This window comes from Mycoplasma sp. 3341 (assembly GCF_051549855.1).
Taxonomy (GTDB): domain Bacteria; phylum Bacillota_I; class Bacilli_A; order Mycoplasmatales; family Metamycoplasmataceae; genus Metamycoplasma.
Map to the genome: position 1 here is coordinate 487967 of NZ_CP196080.1, position 17347 is coordinate 505313.

Annotated in this window: 16 protein-coding genes; 5 read left to right on the top strand and 11 right to left on the bottom strand. The window is 30.7% G+C overall.

Going from position 1 to position 17347, the window contains the following annotated elements:
• Nucleotides 1–103 precede the first annotated feature (103 nt).
• Together ACSH40_RS02285 and ACSH40_RS02290 are read left to right on the top strand one after the other, a co-directional pair.
• Nucleotides 104–1402: a CNNM domain-containing protein gene (locus ACSH40_RS02285; protein ID WP_438341380.1), complete on the top strand. Its 1299-nt coding sequence runs from the start codon at nt 104–106 to the stop codon at nt 1400–1402.
• Between the two features lie 38 nt (nt 1403–1440).
• Nucleotides 1441–2868, top strand: a complete 1428-nt coding sequence (locus ACSH40_RS02290) for a phosphotransferase (protein ID WP_438341381.1) — start codon at nt 1441–1443, stop codon at nt 2866–2868.
• A 168-nt stretch (nt 2869–3036) separates the two neighbouring features.
• On the opposite strand, the gene ACSH40_RS02295 is transcribed toward ACSH40_RS02290, so the two are convergent.
• From ACSH40_RS02295 to hrcA, 4 genes are all read right to left on the bottom strand, one after another.
• Nucleotides 3037–3906 carry a Cof-type HAD-IIB family hydrolase gene (locus tag ACSH40_RS02295; RefSeq protein ID WP_438341382.1) on the bottom strand — a complete coding sequence of 290 codons (870 nt, stop codon included), beginning with the start codon at nt 3904–3906 and terminating at the stop codon, nt 3037–3039.
• A gap of 93 nt (nt 3907–3999) precedes the next feature.
• Nucleotides 4000–5802 (bottom strand): molecular chaperone DnaK, encoded by a 1803-nt coding sequence (dnaK, locus tag ACSH40_RS02300; RefSeq protein ID WP_438341383.1) that lies wholly within the window; start codon nt 5800–5802, stop codon nt 4000–4002.
• Between the two features lie 138 nt (nt 5803–5940).
• Entirely contained in the window at nt 5941–6804 is an 864-nt protein-coding gene (locus ACSH40_RS02305) for a nucleotide exchange factor GrpE (RefSeq protein WP_438341384.1), read from the bottom strand.
• Between the two features lies 1 nt (nt 6805).
• Nucleotides 6806–7807, bottom strand: a complete 1002-nt coding sequence (hrcA, locus tag ACSH40_RS02310) for a heat-inducible transcriptional repressor HrcA (RefSeq protein ID WP_438341385.1) — start codon at nt 7805–7807, stop codon at nt 6806–6808.
• 91 nt (nt 7808–7898) lie between these two features.
• Here hrcA and ACSH40_RS02315 point away from each other — a divergent pair, with 91 nt between their 5' ends.
• From ACSH40_RS02315 to ACSH40_RS02325, 3 genes are read left to right on the top strand one after another with little or no spacing between them, the layout of a single operon-like run.
• The gene (locus ACSH40_RS02315; protein WP_438341386.1) at nt 7899–8384 is read left to right on the top strand and encodes a hypothetical protein; all 486 of its coding nucleotides are present in this window, start codon (nt 7899–7901) and stop codon (nt 8382–8384) included.
• Nucleotides 8377–8814 carry a hypothetical protein gene (locus ACSH40_RS02320; RefSeq protein ID WP_438341387.1) on the top strand — a complete coding sequence of 146 codons (438 nt, stop codon included), beginning with the start codon at nt 8377–8379 and terminating at the stop codon, nt 8812–8814. The genes ACSH40_RS02315 and ACSH40_RS02320 overlap by 8 nt, the downstream gene beginning before the upstream one ends.
• Nucleotides 8798–9238, top strand: coding sequence for a hypothetical protein (locus tag ACSH40_RS02325; RefSeq protein WP_438341388.1), 441 nt, complete (start codon nt 8798–8800; stop codon nt 9236–9238). Before ACSH40_RS02320 ends, ACSH40_RS02325 begins: the two co-directional genes overlap by 17 nt.
• Before the next feature lie 34 nt (nt 9239–9272).
• Here ACSH40_RS02325 and ACSH40_RS02330 read toward each other — a convergent pair whose 3' ends face one another.
• The 7 genes from ACSH40_RS02330 to fmt form a co-directional block, all read right to left on the bottom strand.
• The gene (locus ACSH40_RS02330; RefSeq protein ID WP_438341389.1) at nt 9273–11177 is read right to left on the bottom strand and encodes an MIP family Ig-specific serine endopeptidase; all 1905 of its coding nucleotides are present in this window, start codon (nt 11175–11177) and stop codon (nt 9273–9275) included.
• Between the two features lie 61 nt (nt 11178–11238).
• Nucleotides 11239–11814 carry a hypothetical protein gene (locus ACSH40_RS02335; RefSeq protein ID WP_438341390.1) on the bottom strand — a complete coding sequence of 192 codons (576 nt, stop codon included), beginning with the start codon at nt 11812–11814 and terminating at the stop codon, nt 11239–11241.
• 257 nt (nt 11815–12071) lie between these two features.
• Nucleotides 12072–13427 (bottom strand): M17 family metallopeptidase, encoded by a 1356-nt coding sequence (locus ACSH40_RS02340; protein ID WP_438341391.1) that lies wholly within the window; start codon nt 13425–13427, stop codon nt 12072–12074.
• Between the two features lies 1 nt (nt 13428).
• A complete protein-coding gene (locus tag ACSH40_RS02345; RefSeq protein WP_438341392.1) occupies nt 13429–14787 on the bottom strand; it encodes a M17 family metallopeptidase in 1359 nt (452 codons plus the stop codon).
• Nucleotides 14788–14796: 9 nt separating this feature from the next.
• Complete coding sequence (gene asnA, locus ACSH40_RS02350) at nt 14797–15771, bottom strand: aspartate--ammonia ligase (RefSeq protein WP_438341393.1); 975 nt, start codon at nt 15769–15771, stop codon at nt 14797–14799.
• Between the two features lie 65 nt (nt 15772–15836).
• On the bottom strand, nt 15837–16502 hold the full coding sequence (locus ACSH40_RS02355) for a uracil-DNA glycosylase (RefSeq protein WP_438341394.1): 666 nt from the start codon (nt 16500–16502) through the stop codon (nt 15837–15839).
• Nucleotides 16483–17337, bottom strand: coding sequence for a methionyl-tRNA formyltransferase (gene fmt, locus ACSH40_RS02360; RefSeq protein WP_438341395.1), 855 nt, complete (start codon nt 17335–17337; stop codon nt 16483–16485). Before fmt ends, ACSH40_RS02355 begins: the two co-directional genes overlap by 20 nt.
• Between the last annotated feature and the right edge of the window lie 10 nt (nt 17338–17347).

Below are 17347 nucleotides of genomic sequence, written 5' to 3' on the forward strand. Positions count from 1 at the left end.
TGCTTCTTTAAATCATTGTGGGATCTCTTGTAAGTTATCTTCAAACATTTAAAAGGAAATTTAGTAAAATTTTAAGTACATTTATATATAAAAAGGAAAATATATGTTAGAAGACTCCCAGCAGATTTTGGTAAATTTAGCAAATAGTACAAGTGTTACTACAAGTACTACTATTGCCACACCAATCCAAATCGTTTTATTTGTTATTTTGTTATTATTGTTGACTATTTCAGGGATTATTTCAGGAGCAGAAACTTCTTATACATCACTGAATTTAGCAAAAGTTAATATGTTAGTGGAAAAGAAAGTGCGTAGTGCAAAAATTATTCAAAAACACTATCATAAATTCAACCAAACATTGAGTACCTTGTTATTATTTAACAATGCTGTTAACATTGGCGCCTCAACACTAACCTCATTCATTTTAGGAATATGAATGGGGGCAGGTAATAACTTAATTCCAGTAATTTCTACTGCTGTTATGACCCCATTAATTGTCGTTTTTAGTGAAATAACACCAAAAATTGTTGCTAAATCACACCCTATTGGATACTTAAAAATATTCTGTTATTTCATTGAATTTTTATACATCATTTCTTATCCACTAACTTTCTTAATTTCTAAAATCGGTAAAAAAGCACTGATAACAAATTCAGAAGAAGAAATTAAATCTATTTTAGATATTGCCAGCGAGGAAGGGGTTTTAGAAACTAAAGAATCAATTCTTACTCAAAAAGCACTTGACTTGGATTCAACTAAAGTTTCGACTCACTACATCAGACTGAAAAACGTACAAACTATCAAATCAAGTGCTTCACTTGTTGATGCTTTTGAATTATTTGCAGAAACTCAGTATTCACGTTTACCAGTAGTTAAAAATGGTGAATTAATTGGAATTGTTCACTTAAAAGATATTTTCAATAAAAAAAGTGGAAAAGTAATTAATTATCTAAAAATAGTGCCTAATGTTACTGCTAACATGTCGCTGTCAAGTGCGCTTGAAAAAATGCGTCTAAATAGAGCACAAATGGCCTTTGTTACTGCCAACAATTCATCAAGTGAAGTGATAGGAATCATCACAATAGAAGATATCTTGGAAGAATTAGTTGGAGAAATATATGATGAGTATGACAACGATGAAGACATTTATGAAATTTCTTTACAGCGTTCTCGAGCTAAAGCAAACATCACAATGAAACAACTGTTCAAACAATTGGAAATTGACAACGAAATGTCGGATGATGAACTGAATCTTTCATTAGAACAGTGACTAGAAACAAAATTAGAACACAAGCTTAGAAAAAATGATAGATATGAATGAGAAGAATACGTAAGCTTCAAAGTATTGGAAACATCAAAGAGTGAAAAGAGTCCAGGATTGATAGAGGTATACATTTTATAAAGTTGCGGCAGCAACTTTTTTGTTGTTAAAATTATTACATGGATAATTTATTGAATGAGTATCAAATAGCACCTAAATATCAAGGAATTCTCAAACAATTCATGAATAAAAAGCAATTAGACAATATTGAATTTTTCTATCAAGGCTTTCATAATGTAACATTTAAAGCAATATTTAACGGACAAACAGTACAGTTAAGAATTCCTAGCAATGATTTTGTTAATTGAGAAAATGAAAACAAAGTTTTCAGTCAACTGGAAGACGTTTTGTACTACAACGAAGGAATACTAATAAAAAAATGATATGAAGGTAAAACGCTAGACAAAGTAAGAGTAACAACTGAAATTCAACAAAAGGTAATTGAAAAAGTCAAACAATTTCACACCAAAAACATTGATGTTGCTGCTTTTGACTGAGATGTGTATCACATTGAAGATCCTAAATATAAAAGATTGGTTAAAAAATATCAAGACCAAACACTTGTTACATCACATGGTGACCTTGCGCTCAAAAATATTTTGCTAACAAACAACAATGAAATAGTGTTACTGGATTTTGAATGAGTGCGCAAATGTAATGAAGCTTTTGATGTACTAAGTTTGTATCAAAATGGTTTTGACAAAGAACTTTTAAAAGAAAGCTTTGGAATGAGTGAAGAATATTTCACTGATTTCGAGTATTTATGTGAGCAGTTTAGATTTTATGCTTACAAACAAACATATGTTAATTTGTTACAAAACAATGTGAATTTAAAACAGATAAAAGGCGGACTAACAAACGAAAGTTATGTTCTAAATGATAAATTCATTCAGTTTAAAAAATACAACGGATACAATCATCTTAACAATCATATGATTTTTAACAATCAACCTTGAAACGTAAGTGTTGTCTATGAAGATGACAAAATTGTAGTTCGTGATTTCATAAAAAATACCATCTTTGAAATTAGCAGTCCAACGATATTGAAAAAGATAGCCTTAGCTTTAAAACAAATGCATTACTCGAATATCAATGTTGAACATAACAATGTGTCAGATAGGGTTGAAACTTGGTTTCACGAGTATCATTATCATCCCAAAATTGAAGAATTAGATGAAAACTTAAAGAAAAAATTATTAGAAAATTTTCATTTACTTGATAGCAATGTTGTAAGCCACAATGATCTAAATCCTTTAAACATTATTTATACAAAAGATGAAATAATAAAATTTATTGATTTAGAATATGTGTGTTTTAACACAAAATATTTCGACCTTGCATATTTTTCAAGCAACGCTTTTTTGACTGACGAACAAGAAAAATATTTACTGTCTTGTTATGAAGAAGTAACTGATTGAAGTGAATACTATCGATTGAAATGTTTAGTTAATTTCTACGGTTTATTGTGATCTCTTGATATCAATGATGAATTCAATTTGTGTGTTAATATCAACAATATAAATAAATATAAAGAATATTTAAAATAAAAATTGCAGACTACTCAGTCAATGGCTGAGTAGATTTTTATATTGTCTTAACGACTTGTAATTTTCCCGAAAAGAGTGTTTTATGCGTCAAACATTAAGTAAAACTGCATTTTTTATATAAAAAAAGCAAGAGAAAATATTCTCTTACAGATGTCAAATTGCTTTATTTTAGTGGAGTAAGAATTTTTTAACTATGTTATCAAAACGGTACAAGTAATCAATAATTGCTTCACCAAGTCCGTTTTGTTCAACTGATGATGTGTGAAAATGAGCAAGTTTTTTAATCTTACTATCACCATTCGCCATGGCATAAGAAAAACCACATAACGAAAGCATAGATACATCGTTTCCACTGTCGCCTACAGCCATAAAATCTTCAAATGAATGTTGCGTATAAATGGTGCTTTGTAAAAACTCAATACCACTAGCTTTTGAAACATTATTTGGTGTTACTTCTACTACAAAATTACCAACAACTACATCTTCAGAAATAGGTCTCAATAACTCAGCAATTTGGTTACGTTCTTGAGCGCTTTCGGCTCAAATTTCAATTTTAACAATCTCTTCTAGCGATTCATCTTTATACTCTGAAATGATACTTTTTTGTTCTTTATTAGTAAAGTGAAAATCAGTAACATAATCAAGAAAATTATTATCCGATATATTCAAGTAATAATACTTGTTAGAATTAAAAAAAGTTGTAGGTCACTTATTTTCTTTAATAACATTGATAATTCGTTTTACTTTATCAACATCTATGTATCTTTCATACACAAATTCTTGATTTTGAACATCAAAAATCTGCGCTCCGGATGAACATATTGCAAACCTTACTCCTAATTGTTGGCACACTTCTGCCACCCGTTCAAAATAAGGATTTCCTGTTGCCAGATTGAAGTCTCCTGGGTTAAGGTTTTCTTCCGAGCTATGAATTGCAAAATTAATATCTTGTTTTGTATCCTTACTTATTACAAAATCTTTGCCATATAAAGTTCCATCCATGTCGCTAAAAATAACTGGTTTGATAATTTTACTCATTTTTACTCCTTACTAATTAGTTATTTTATAACATTATTTGTTGAAAAAAATGTGGCAAGTGCCACATTTAGATAATTTAATAAACTTGAAGGATTAGTTTTCTTCCTTAGGTTCATTGTTTTGGTTATTCATCATATTTTCCAAGTCTTCTGGTTTCATTCCACTTGCTTGCATTTGTTCTTGGAAGTGACGCATTTGTGTTTCAAATAAATCAATTTTTGATTTTAATTCTGCTCATTTTCCTGCTTCATATAAATCTTTTAATTCTTTTAGTTCTGCTTCTGCTTTGATTTTTTGATCACTATTTAATTTGTCACCTTGTTCTGCTAATGATTTTTCTAATTGATTAATCATTGATTCAGCACGGACTTTTGTTTCAACTTCTTCACGACGTTTTTGGTCAGCTTCACGATGTTCTTCAGCATCTTTAACCATTTTTTCAACTTCATCGTTTGATAATTGACTTGCATGTTGAATAGTAATAGTTTGTTCTTTATTAGTTTTCTTATCTTTAGCAGTAACAGTGGTAATTCCATTAACATCAATTGTAAAGCTTACTTCGATTTGCGGAACTCCACGAGGAGCTGGGTCAATACCCTCAAGATTAAATTGCCCTAAAATCTTGTTGTCATAAGCCATTTGTCTTTCACCTTGCACGATAACAATAGAAACAGCAGTTTGATTGTCTGATGCAGTTGAGAAAACTTGTGATTTTGTAACAGGAATTTTTGAGTTACGTGGGATTAAAGGAGCAACAATTCCACCTTCGGTTTCAATTCCTAAAGTTAGCGGAGTAACATCTAATAATAGAATGTCATCAATGTCTCCAGCTAGAACTCCACCTTGGATTGCTGCGCCCATTGCAACAACTTCATCTGGGTTAACTGAATGATTAGGTTTTTTGCCTAAAACTCTTTCAACTAATTCTTGCACAGCTGGCATTCTAGTTGAACCACCAACTAAAAGAACTTCATCAAGATCCTTGGCTTCAATTTTTGCTTCTTTTAGAGCATCTAAAATAGGTTTTTTTACTCTATCTAGTAGATCTTGAGTCATTTTTTCAAATTCTGATCTACTTAGTTCTAATTCAACGTTGATTGGCCCTTCTGATGTAACTGCTAAAAATGGTAATGAGATGTTAGCAACTAGTGATGCTGATAATGTGATTTTTGCTTTTTCAGCTTCTTCTTTCAAGCGGGCCATAGCCATTTTGTCATTTGAAGGATCATAGTTGTATTCTGATTTGATTTTTTCAACCATTCAATTAACAATTTTGTGGTCTCAATCGTCTCCCCCTAAGTGGTTGTCTCCTGATGTTGAAAGAACTTCAAATGTTCCTTCTTCCATTTCTAGAACACTAACGTCAAATGTTCCACCTCCAAGGTCGAATACTAAAACTTTTTGATTTTCTTGTTTATCTTTATCAAGACCGAAAGCTAAGGCTGCTGCAGTTGGTTCGTTAATGATACGGATAACGTCTAAACCAGCAATTTTTCCTGCGTTTTTAGTTGCTTCACGTTGTGCGTTGTCAAAGTATGCGGGAACAGTAATAATTGCTTTTTTAATTGTTTGTCCAGCTTTTTTTTCTGCATAGTCTTTAATGTAACTTAAAATCATTGCACTAATTTGTTCTGGTGTGTATTCTTTTCCATTTGCTTTTACTTTTTGACTTGTTCCCATTAATCTTTTAATAGAAGCAATTGCATTAGGGTTAGTTTCAAGTTGTCTTTTTGCCACTTCTCCTACAATAATTTCATCGTTTTTAAAACTTACTACTGAAGGTGTAGTTCTTTTTCCATTAGGATTTTCTAAAACTTTAGGTTGTTTGTTTTCAATAATTGCTGCAACTGAGTTTGTAGTTCCTAAGTCAATTCCTAAAATAATTTCTTTTGCCATAATAAACTCCTTAAATTTTTTGTTAATTCAATAAGCTAACTATATTTTACCATATTTTTAGCACTTGCAACATTAGAGTGCTAAATTTTCTTTTTTAAATTTTTAGGCAAGAAATTAACCTTGCCTAATGAATAGATATTATTTTTGTACAACAACTAATGCTGGCTTGATAACTCTATCGTGTAGTTTGTAACCAATGCTTTTAACTGCGATGATTTTTTCTTTTTCCAGTCCCGCATCTTGAGTTTCAAAAACTTGTTGTGTATAAGGATCAAAATCAGTACCTACTTGTGGAATAATTTTACTAATTCCATAATTTTGCATTACATTTTCCACTTGCCCTAGCAGCATTGCAAAACCTTTCGTGTATGCTTGAACTTCAGGATTTTGACTATTTAATCCTGCTGAGGCCGCTTTTTCAATATTATCTAAAGGTAATAGAATATCTTCAACAAAGCCTTGAATAGCATATTTTTTATTTTCTGCCATTTCATTTTGCATATGATCATAATTTTTAGCTTTAAAAGCCGCTAATTCTTCACTAGCTTTTTGTTGAAATTCTTCTATTTTTCGTTTAAAATCTTCAACATTTTTTTCATTAATATTCTTTTGCTCTAAAACTTGCAAATTCGCCAAGACTAATTCTTGATGTTTTTTTAATAAGGCTTGACGTAATTGTTCGATTTGCTCACGATCTTTTTTAGTGTGTGAATTGGCTTTGTAAATTTTTTTTACAACTAATTTATATTTTGTTTCCTTGTTATCCTCTTCTGTTTTATAAATTTTATCTAACTTGATGTGCTTTGCTTCTCTTTGCAGTAATTCTTCAACTTTTTGGCCTAATTCATAAAAACCAAAAACAATTGTTTTGGTATGTTTTTCAATGTTTTTATCCTTAGTTGTTTCAACTTCAAACTCAACATTAAGAGAGTCAAATTTTTCTAAAGGCAATTTTTCGTGTGATTTTTTGTGTATTTTTTGCTCTTTTTGTTTCATTTCCATATTATTTTTCCTTTTTATACATCAATAATTTTTCTACTAAGGTCATAGCCTCTATTGCTTCACCATAATTCATTCTATTTGAACCAACAATAGAAATTTCACGAATATTTTCGCTGTTGTTGAAATTAATTTTTTTTGATATAACACTTACGTTTTGGTCATTGATATTGAATTTAATTGAATTTTCTTCGTCTAAATCACGTTCTAGCGCTTCTCATATTGAGTGATTTTCAATAAGATCAAAAATTTCAGTAATTTGTTCACGACTTATGTCACGCGAAAGGATAATTTGATTCTTGTTGTAAACACGCGATTTGATAGTTTCTTCAAATGTCAAGACTTCGCGAACAAATTGTTGCAGCAATTGCTCGTAATTTTTAACTTGCTCCGCTAAGATTGGTGCTAGTAATTTTGCTCTTTGATTTAGCTCAATTAAAGGTACATCTATTAAACGATCTTTAAATAAGCGCACCGCTACTCTAACATCATTAATGTCAATTAATTCGTTATCAAAATTAAATAATTTCGATTCCACTCTTCCTGTTGATGTTACCAAAACAATGATTGCACTATTTTCGCTCAAAACAGTTAACTGAATTGATTTCAAGACTTCGTTTGCATTGTTTGATACTGTTACTAAAGTAAGTCCTGCAAGCTCACTAATTGCATTTGCTGCTTGTTCAACAGTACAATCGATTGACAATCTTCTTTTTGCTAGTAAATCTTCTAAATGATCTTTGAAATATTTTTCTGGATTGTAGGCTAGAAACTTGGCGTAATATTCTAAACCTTCAGTTGAAGGAATTCTTCCACTTGATGTATGGTTTTTTGCTAAGAAATTGATTTGCTCCAACTTAGCCATGATATTTCTAATTGTTGCTGGCGATCAATCTAGAGAATATCTTTCACATAAAAATTTAGAACCTACCGGTTGACCAGTTTCGATGTAGGCTTCAACAATGTATTTGAAAATATTTTCTTCTGTTTCTTTTAACCTGTTCATATAACCTCTGAAAGTTATTATAACAAAAAATAGCACCATTTTAGCAGTCAAAATTGCTTAGTGCTAAATTATTAGTTGTTATAATTAAGGCATGAACAAACCAGAAATCAATGAAAAACTGATTGCTTACTTTGATAGTGAAATCAAACAAATTTCAAAAAGAATCAAATTTCAGAGTTTTTTTCAGTCTTTTTTTAACTTTTTAATAATTTTAATTAACTTAACAATTATTGCCATTTGTTCTTTTGCAATTTACAAAGGACAACAAATTCTTAAAACTAATAAAGCAGCTGAAGTTAATGTAACCATTTCAATTATTGTTGCTAGTTTCACAATTTTGATTTTCATTCTTGCTATAGTACAAAGTATTTACAAAACATATGCTAAAACTTATACATATAAAAAGATGTATGAGTCGATCGAGTTTATGAAAAATGTATACATTTATGATGCTAACTTTGAACAAAAACAATATCAATACAACATTGAAGAAATAATGGCATTAGAAAAAAACAAAAGCAATGAAAGAGTTAAAAATATAGTTATTAAAACACTGAGGGGAGAAAAAGGTGAATAATTCTCTATTGATAAAAATAATCAAAGACTATGAAAGCAAAATGAAAAAAAGACTCATTATTTGAAGTTTTTGATTTGTTTCTTTAAATATTATTGTGCTTTTAGTTGCTTTAGTGCTGTCAATATTAAGTACTTTACAAATTTATTCAGGAAGTAAGCTGTTCGGTCCTAATTCTTGAAATGATTATTTGTTATACACTAATGCAATCACAGCAATCACCACTTTTTGTACTTCAATCATGTCATTTTTCGCCCTACGAGTAAAAATTTCTAAATATCAATCACGGATTGAAAAATTAAAAGTTCAATGAGTACTTTATGAACAAAAAATAGGTGAGTATTTTTCAAAAGATCGTGATTTGAAATTCTATAAAAATGTGTGTGATATTTGCAGTATGAGCTGGGAGATAAAATATGAAGAAGAAAAATAATAATGAAGATTGAATAGTTGAAAACCCACACAATAAAGACTTATCAGTTCTTAAAAACAGCAAAACTAACTACTTAATTTACCGCAAAAAATACATCATTTCGCGTCTTACTTACATCATGATTTCACTAGTTATTATGATCATTTCTTCACTGCAAATTCTTCTAAACTTGTTTGCTATTCGATGAAATGAAACACAACTTTTGAAAGATTTGTTTTTGGCAGTAGCAATTCTTAGTGCAATTGTAGCATTCGTGCAATCAATTTTATTATTCTTTGACTTTAAAGGTTCAAAAGAAGTTGAAATGGCAAAACTAAGAAACTTGCAAAAACTAAAAGATGAGTACATTGCAAATCCCGAAAGTATCAAAGTTTCAAAAGTTGCTAATCAAATTTACGATATTTCTAAAAAAGACAACAATTAAAAATCAGCCTGTAAAATTTGGCTGATTTTTTTTGTTAACTAAATAATGCTGTTTTGTAGCTTGGTCCATATTTCGCTATTAATTGTTGACGATAAGAAGTTTTTTGATAAGGGTATTTTTGTTTATCAGTATTATCAATTAAATTGTAGGCTTCCACTCTTATATTGTCTTTAATAATTGGTTTTGTTACTGTCAGAGGTTGGATAAGTGTGCTTTTTAGTTCATACTTAGTGCCATCAGAACCAGTGTATGAAACAGGTTCAACCATGTTGCCAAACACTAAGCCGATAGTCATTCCCTCACTATTAGTTACCATAGTTCCGCTGGTTCCACCCCTTGAACCTTTTAAGGCTTGGGTTTGATAATGAATTCCGTAATATCTTGCTCCGCCACGTCCATTGAATGAAGTTTTTTCACTGATAATGCGATTGTTAAGAGTACTTTTTACTTGAAAAAGTAGTTTGTTGGCAGGTTTCGAGTTAGAAAAATCAATATCTTCCAAGTTTTCGTCACCGATGTTGTAAATTTGCGAAACTAAATTCTTAGCCTTATTATCTAAAAAGAATCCATTTCAATAGACTGCATTTGGAATGGCGGTGTATTTAGTTCAAGAAGATAAATATTGTTTTGCATCTTCCGAAGCCTCATTTGCTCTTTGGATTGAAGTTATATTGTCTTTTGTGTATTGTCTGTTTAAAAAATTCGTATCAGCTATGCTTTGAACTGTTGCATAATCTAAGTTCATATATGGTGCTGATTCTTTACTAATATTTGTCAAAGTATGTTCTTGTCCATATTTTTTTAAACTATCAAATTCTTGCTTGGCATCAAGAATATGATTCAATAGTAAGACATTTAAAGATCTTTTATTATCCGAAAGTCAATTATCTAGAAATTCGTCAGTGTTAATGTTTCATTCAAGAACTGCAAAGTCAGCATAGTGATCAACATTGTCTGGATCAGGATACGATAGTGCTGATTTATCCATGAAGTTTCTTGCCATATAAAATATTTTTGGTCAAGCATTTTTAGCTAGTTGGTTTACTACTATTTTGCCAGTTGCTGGGTTTATGAAGTTTACACTTATACTTGTTATTGGTCTAGTTACATCAGGTTGTTTATACTCAGCAAAATCTCTATCTAATTGACTAAATAGCAAAGCAACGTGATAATTAGTTGCAAGATATAAACGCCATTTGTTTTCGGCAATGTTTTTATAATCTAAAAGTCAAGTAGTTCCAACATTAGCAGTAATCTTGTTTGGATCTTTTGAAGGAGTGTAAATAGTGAATGAAAATGTACGATTAGCAATTGAATTTAAATAGTCTTGATTTGTTACTAATTGACTATTTTTTGACTCAGTAGTTGTTGAAAAAGATGTTACTTGTGGGTTTTGACTATAGTATTTATCTTTGTCAAATGAGTAGTATTTAAATTCATTAAGCAACTTTTCATTACTTTGCTTTAAGTCATCATTATCTTTTTGAATATCTTCGACTGCTTTAGTCAGATCTTGATTCTGTTTTTGAATGTCCTGATAGTTTTGACTAAGAGTTTTTAATGAGTCTTGTAAAGAATTAAGCTGTTTTTCTAAAGAACTTATTTGTTCGTTGCGAGCAAGAATTTGACTATTTGTATCATTTAATTCTTTAATTTTTTGCTCTAGTTGTGTTTGTGCTGACTCTTTTTCAGTCTTTTCACTACTCAATGACTGAGTTAGTTGTTGAATTTGACTAAGTTGGTCTTGGCTCTGTTTATTTAGTTGTGTAATTATATCTTTGTTGTTATTTAGTTGTTGAGTTAATTGTTGGATATTTATTTCAAGCTCAGTTATTTTTTTCTTTTCAGCACTATTATCACAAGCACTCAACATAACTGGTGCACTAATGACAGGCAACAAAGCTAAAGGTGTCATAAAACTTCATAGTTTTCTCTTCATAATTACAAATATTATACTAGTGAAATGCAGGACAAAAAGAAAAAAAGCCCGAGAGCTTTAACTAATTAAAATAACGCATTTTTTGTTGATTTTTGAATTGCTTTTGCATTCAAATAATTAGATGTTGCAATCCAAATAAAATGAATGCGTAAACTGGAATTTCAATTAATGTTTTAAACATTATCGGAATCATAAAATAGAAATAGTAATCACCATACGCTCATTTTGAACTTCTTGCAAAGTAACGATTATAAAAAGTTATATATGCAAAAGGTCCTCATAACCATCTAAAAATAATAATTATTGTAAATACGATGATTAATATAACAAAGAAGTTTTGAAATGATTTTCTTTCACTCATAAATAAACAGAATATGGCGATTGCTCATATTGTTAAAATACACAAACTAGAAACAATCATAACTGTCTGAATACTTACTAATTTTGGTTTTTTAGCACTCATTCCACTTTGAATCAGTGAGTACTGGGTACTTATGAATACTACAAACAAAATTGTTAAAAGCAGTAAAGTACCGAATCCTGTTAGAAAAATAGTTTTTTTTGATAAACTTCGCATTTTAAACATCAATCATGCCAAAATAGCAATCAAAGGTGGAATAATGGCATAAACTAACATATAAAAATGAATTCCGTAGATTAGTTGTGTGACAAGGTCACAGAAAAATGATAAAAATGCTCCTTTTATTGGTCCTAAAACTATTCCAAAAATAATAAACAAAGTGTAAGTAATAGAAATTTTAAAAGCACCAACAAAAGCGTATCTTTCAATTGACTCAATAATGAAGTAAAGAGCTAATAAAATTCCGAATACTGCTAAATCATAAACACTGAAAGTAAATTCTTTTTTCAGTCTACTAATGAATGTCTTTGTGACTAATCCTCCTGTAATCCTAATTCAATCAACGACAACAACATAGGCACAGTTGAGTAGTTATTTTTCTTTGCAGTTGAAGCAATGTCAATATGTAATAAATCTGCGTTTTCTTTGAATTGTTGTAAAAACATAGCGGCAGTACAACTTCCTGCATTTCCAGAGGAATCTGAATTATATAAATCGGCAATCTTTGATTTAGTTAATCCTTCTAAATACTCATCATCTAGAGGCAATTGTCAAATCAGCTCACCAGCAACTTGGCTAGCATTTTCTAGCTTATCAAAAAGTTCTTGACTCGAAGAAAAAATTCCACTGTAGGTTTCTCCAACACAGTAACTTACTGCTCCAGTCAATGTGGCAATATCAATAATTTGAGTTGCTTTTAAATTTCTTACAGCATAAGTAATTCCATCAGCTAAAACCAAACGACCTTCAGCATCAGTATTGTTAACTTCAACACTTAAACCATTCATTGAACGATACACTGTGTCAGGTGTTGATGCAAGTGAGCTTATTTTGTTATCAGTTAACATCAAAATAGCACTCATGTTTTTAGTTCCACCCAGTTTAGCTATCGCTCATAGACTGAAAGCGGCCACAACGCTTCCTGTCATGTCATATTTCATTCCAGGCATTCCTTTTTTGGTTTTTACTTGGTAACCACCTGAGTCAAAGGTGATTCCTTTACCTACTAGAGCTAAACTTTCTTGTGAGTCTTTGTTTGGTTTATAAGTTATTGCTACTAATTTAGGTTCATAGACAGAACCTGCGTTTACACTCAAGAATAAATTCATTCCCAATTGTTCAACTTCTTTTCTAGAAAGAACTTTTACTTCTATGTTTTTAAGCCCTTTAAATTTTTTAACAATTTCCTGTGCTAAAAATTCGCTGTTGGCAATGTTTGGTGCCATTGCTTGATAGTATCTTGCTTGGTTATGTGCTTCTGAAACAATCAGTGCTTTTTGATAAGCTTTGTCAAATGCTTCACTAGTCTCACTTATTAAAATCTTGTGATCAAATTTGTGTACTTTGTCATTGTTTTTTCAAGTAAATGAGTCAAACTTTGCATATTCTAGACCATAAGTTAGTCAGTAGAGAATTTGGTCTAATTGTTCAAATTTGTTGTTTTTAAAAGAATCTAGCTCAAAAGTGTATTCACGATTAGCATCTGTAACTAAATTTTTGGCAATTTGACTAAAGTCGCTGACATTTTTTAATTTATTTAAATCTAAATATAGTTTTGCTTGTTTTGTTACAACATCTTCTTCAACTTTTTTGTGCTTGTTTTTTGCTTTTGAAGAATAGTCGGCCTTTAGTAATCAAGCATTATTGTTTTGATTTTCTAATTTAGTCATTTTAACCTCTCAATTTTGCGAAATATGTTAGTGTTGCGACCAATTCACCCTGCGGAATTTGTTTTCTGTCAGCAGTTCCTGCTACGTCACAATGAATAAAATCAACATCGTCAACAAATTCTTTTAAAAACATTGCAGCTGTATTGCTATCACTTGGTGTGTCATTTGAACAGTTTAATAGATCAGCTACTTTTGATTCTTGATTATATTTATGAAAATCTTCATGTAAAGGCATTCTTCAAACTTTTTCTCTTGCAATTTGTGACGCTTGCGCAAAAAGCAATCAATTTTCATCACTAGTTGAATAAATTCCACTATAAACTGAACCTAAGGCTCTTACCATTGAACCAGTTAGAGTAGCCACATCCACAATCAAGTTTGCTTTTAAAACATCTTTTGCATAAGTATTACCATCTGCTAAAACCAAACGACCTTCAGCATCAGTATCAACTATTTCAACAGTTTTCTTAGACATTGAAACATACACGTTTTCAGGTAGTGAAGCATCACCATCTAATCTGTTATCTGTAATCATCATCACTGCACTGGCATTTACTTTTAGTTTTAGTTGTGCTATTGATTTTAAAGCATAAGCAGCAATTACACTTCCTGACATATCATATTTCATACCTTCCATGAAATATCCTTTAGTGTTAACTCCACCAGTGTCAAAAGTAATTCCTTTACCAACAAAAGCCATTCTTTGCGTCTTTTTAGTATTTCCTGTGTAATTAATTACTACAACTCGTGGTTCAAAAGTTGATCCGCGATTAACACTCAACATTAGACCCATTCCGAGATCTTCGATTTCTTTTCTTCCTAAAACTTGTACTTCAACATTTTCTAGATTTCTAAAATCCTCAACTATATAGTCAGCCAATCATTCACTATTACATACATTTGGCGGGGTGATTTGTAAGTCACGAGTTCTTGTTACATTTTCACTGATAATCAATAACTCTTTTACTAAAGAACGATATTTGGCATCACTCATAACCAATGTAGGATATTTGAAAGATTTGGTTTTTTCAGTTTTTACATTGTAAATATTTTCTTTAAAAAATGGATAACGTGTGTAAAAAGCAGTTAAAACGTCTTCATTTGATATTTTTTCATTCACAAAAGAGTCTAAGTCAATAACATCAAATTCATAGTCAGAATTTATGATTTTATCGACCGCTTTTCTTAATTCAACATAATTCTTAATTTTGTCTAAATAAACGTAATATTTTTTGTTGGCATTATCGTAAGTCACTTTATCATTGATGCGTGAAATAAATTCTGGAGCAGTGCCATTTTTATATACAGCCTGCAAAACTTTTTTGTTTTTAGGTAATTTATTAGTATAGTTTTTCAACATTTCAACCTCCTATAAAAGTGGAATTTTACGCATAATTGCTTGAGCTTCCGTTTCATCATCTCAAACACTTACTTGTACTTCTCCAATGTGGTGCTTTTCTAAAAGAAACATTGCTATTCTACTTTGACCAATACCTCCACCTACTGTAAGCGGTAAAGTTTTATCAATAATTTTGGCATGATAAGGACTGATTGCTTTAATTTCTTCTTTACTTAATTGATATTGTCGTTGTATTGATTCTGCATCTACTCTGATTCCCATACTACTCAATTCTAGTGCTTGATCGTTAGTTGCATCGTAGACCACAATATCACCATTCAATAATCAATTGTCGTAATCTTTTGCCCGTTTCGAGTGTGGTTGTTTGTCTGGCAAATCATACCCTATTTGACTAATAAACGCAGCCTTGTGTTTTTTAATAAATTCATATTCTCTTTGTCCTGGATCTAAATTTGGATAAAGGCTGTATAGTTGCTGAGAAGTGATAAATGTTATCTTTTTGGGTAATTTTTGTTCCAAAACCGGATATAAACGATTGATTGCTTTTTCAGTGTTTTTTAGACACTTGTAAATTGTTTCAACTACTTTTTTAAGGTACTTGATATTGTATTGATCTTCGCCAATAACTTTCTCTCAGTCTCATTGGTCGACATAAAATGAATGTAAGGAATCTAAAATTTCCTCTCTTCTGATTGCATTCATGTCAGTATAAATACCTTCTCCAACATGAAAATCATAACGATTAAGAGCATGTCTCTTTCACTTTGCAAGTGAGTGAACAACTTCTAATTCGTATTCAAAATTTTTAGCAAAAAATGCTACTGCTTTTTCACCATTTAATGTGTCGTTTAATCCACTATTTTTGGCTAAAAATAATGGAGCAGATACTCTTGTTAAATTTAGTTCTTTACGTAAGTTATGAGAAAAAATGTCTTTAAGTTTTTCGATAGCAAATTGTGTTTCTTTTATGTTTAGTTTATTCATAGAATAAATTTTAATGCAATCTCTTAAAACTTTTCGAAAAGAAAAAAATAACTGTATTATCGCAGTTACTTAGTAGATCAATCAATAGTTGTTTTGTTTAAACTAGTCAATATGTCATTACATTTTTTGAAAACATTAGAACCCAAAAAACCTCTATAAGCGCTTAATCCTGAAGGATGAGAAGTGAACAAGTAAAAATTGTCTTTGAGAATCAAATTGTTCTTGATTAAGAAATTTTTGGCGTAATTACCAAAAACTAAAAACACTAAATTTTTGTGTCTTTTACAAATTTCACTAAGAGTCTTGGCAGTAAAAATGTTTCAATTTCAGTCTTTGTGCGACAAAGCCTTACCAATTTCAGCAGTTAATGTTGTATTAAGCAAAAGAACTCCTTGATTGCGTCAATTTATTAGATTATTGGTCAAAAAGGCTGAATCAGGATATGAATTTTTAATTTCTTTGAAAATATTATTTAATGAAGGTGGTCGTTTGTTACTGCTGGAACTAAAAGCTAAACCATCCGCAACTCCCTTGGTAAAATAAGGGTCCTGACCTAGTATTATGACTTTAAGATTTTCAAAATCCAAGTCAAAGCATTTAAAAATGTTGTCTTTTGATGGAGCTAGTTTTTCATCTTCGATTTGATTCAAATTATTTGCAATTTTGACAAAATATTCTTGCTTTTGCTCTTGCTCTAAAAAGTCATTGAAACTAAACGTTTTGTTTGACACGTTTTTTCCCCTCTATTTGATATTCAATTAAGTACAATCACTCACTGTTAATACTTATTTTCATAGGAGTAGAAACCTTTTTCTTAGTTGCTCGGAAAATTTTTATTCTCTTTCCATTTTCAACTATAAATGCTCCTGGTTGGTCATTAAAAGCTTTAATTTTTGCTAGCGCTTTATCAATAGAATCAGCTGGCAGAATTTCGGCTTCGTGATTTTCTATTTTTGGTGCTCAAGTAACTTTTGCTTCGTCTTGAACTACTGCTTCATTTGAACCTTGAATTAAATCATTCAGTCAATTATCAATATTCTTTGTTGTGTGATCAGCCATTTTTTCATAAAGCTCTAAAGCAGTGTCATTTTCTTCGATATCAAAGCAAACTTGTGCAATCATGTCACCAGCATCCATTGCTTTAGTCATATAAATTAGTGTTACTCCAGTTTGCTTATCTCCATTCAACAGCGCATGTTGAATAGGAGCTGCTCCACGATATTTCTCTAGCAATGAACCATGCACATTTATTGATGCTATTTTCGCTAACTTAAGAACTTTTTCAGGAATATATTGTCCAAAAGCAGCAGTAATCAAAAAATCATAGTCCAACGAAGACAATTCATCATAAATTTCGCCAATTTTTTCAGGTTGGTATAACTTGATAGCGTTTTGTTTAGCAAGGCTTGCAGTTGATGTATCCAAAAGTTGTTTTTTTCTGTCAAATTGACGATTCGGTTGTGAAACGATTGCTACAACCTCATATTTTTCGTTATTAATAAAATGAGAAAAAATTTTGGCACTGAAATCAATAGTTCCAGCAAGGATAACTCTAGTTTTTTTCATGTCTTGAATT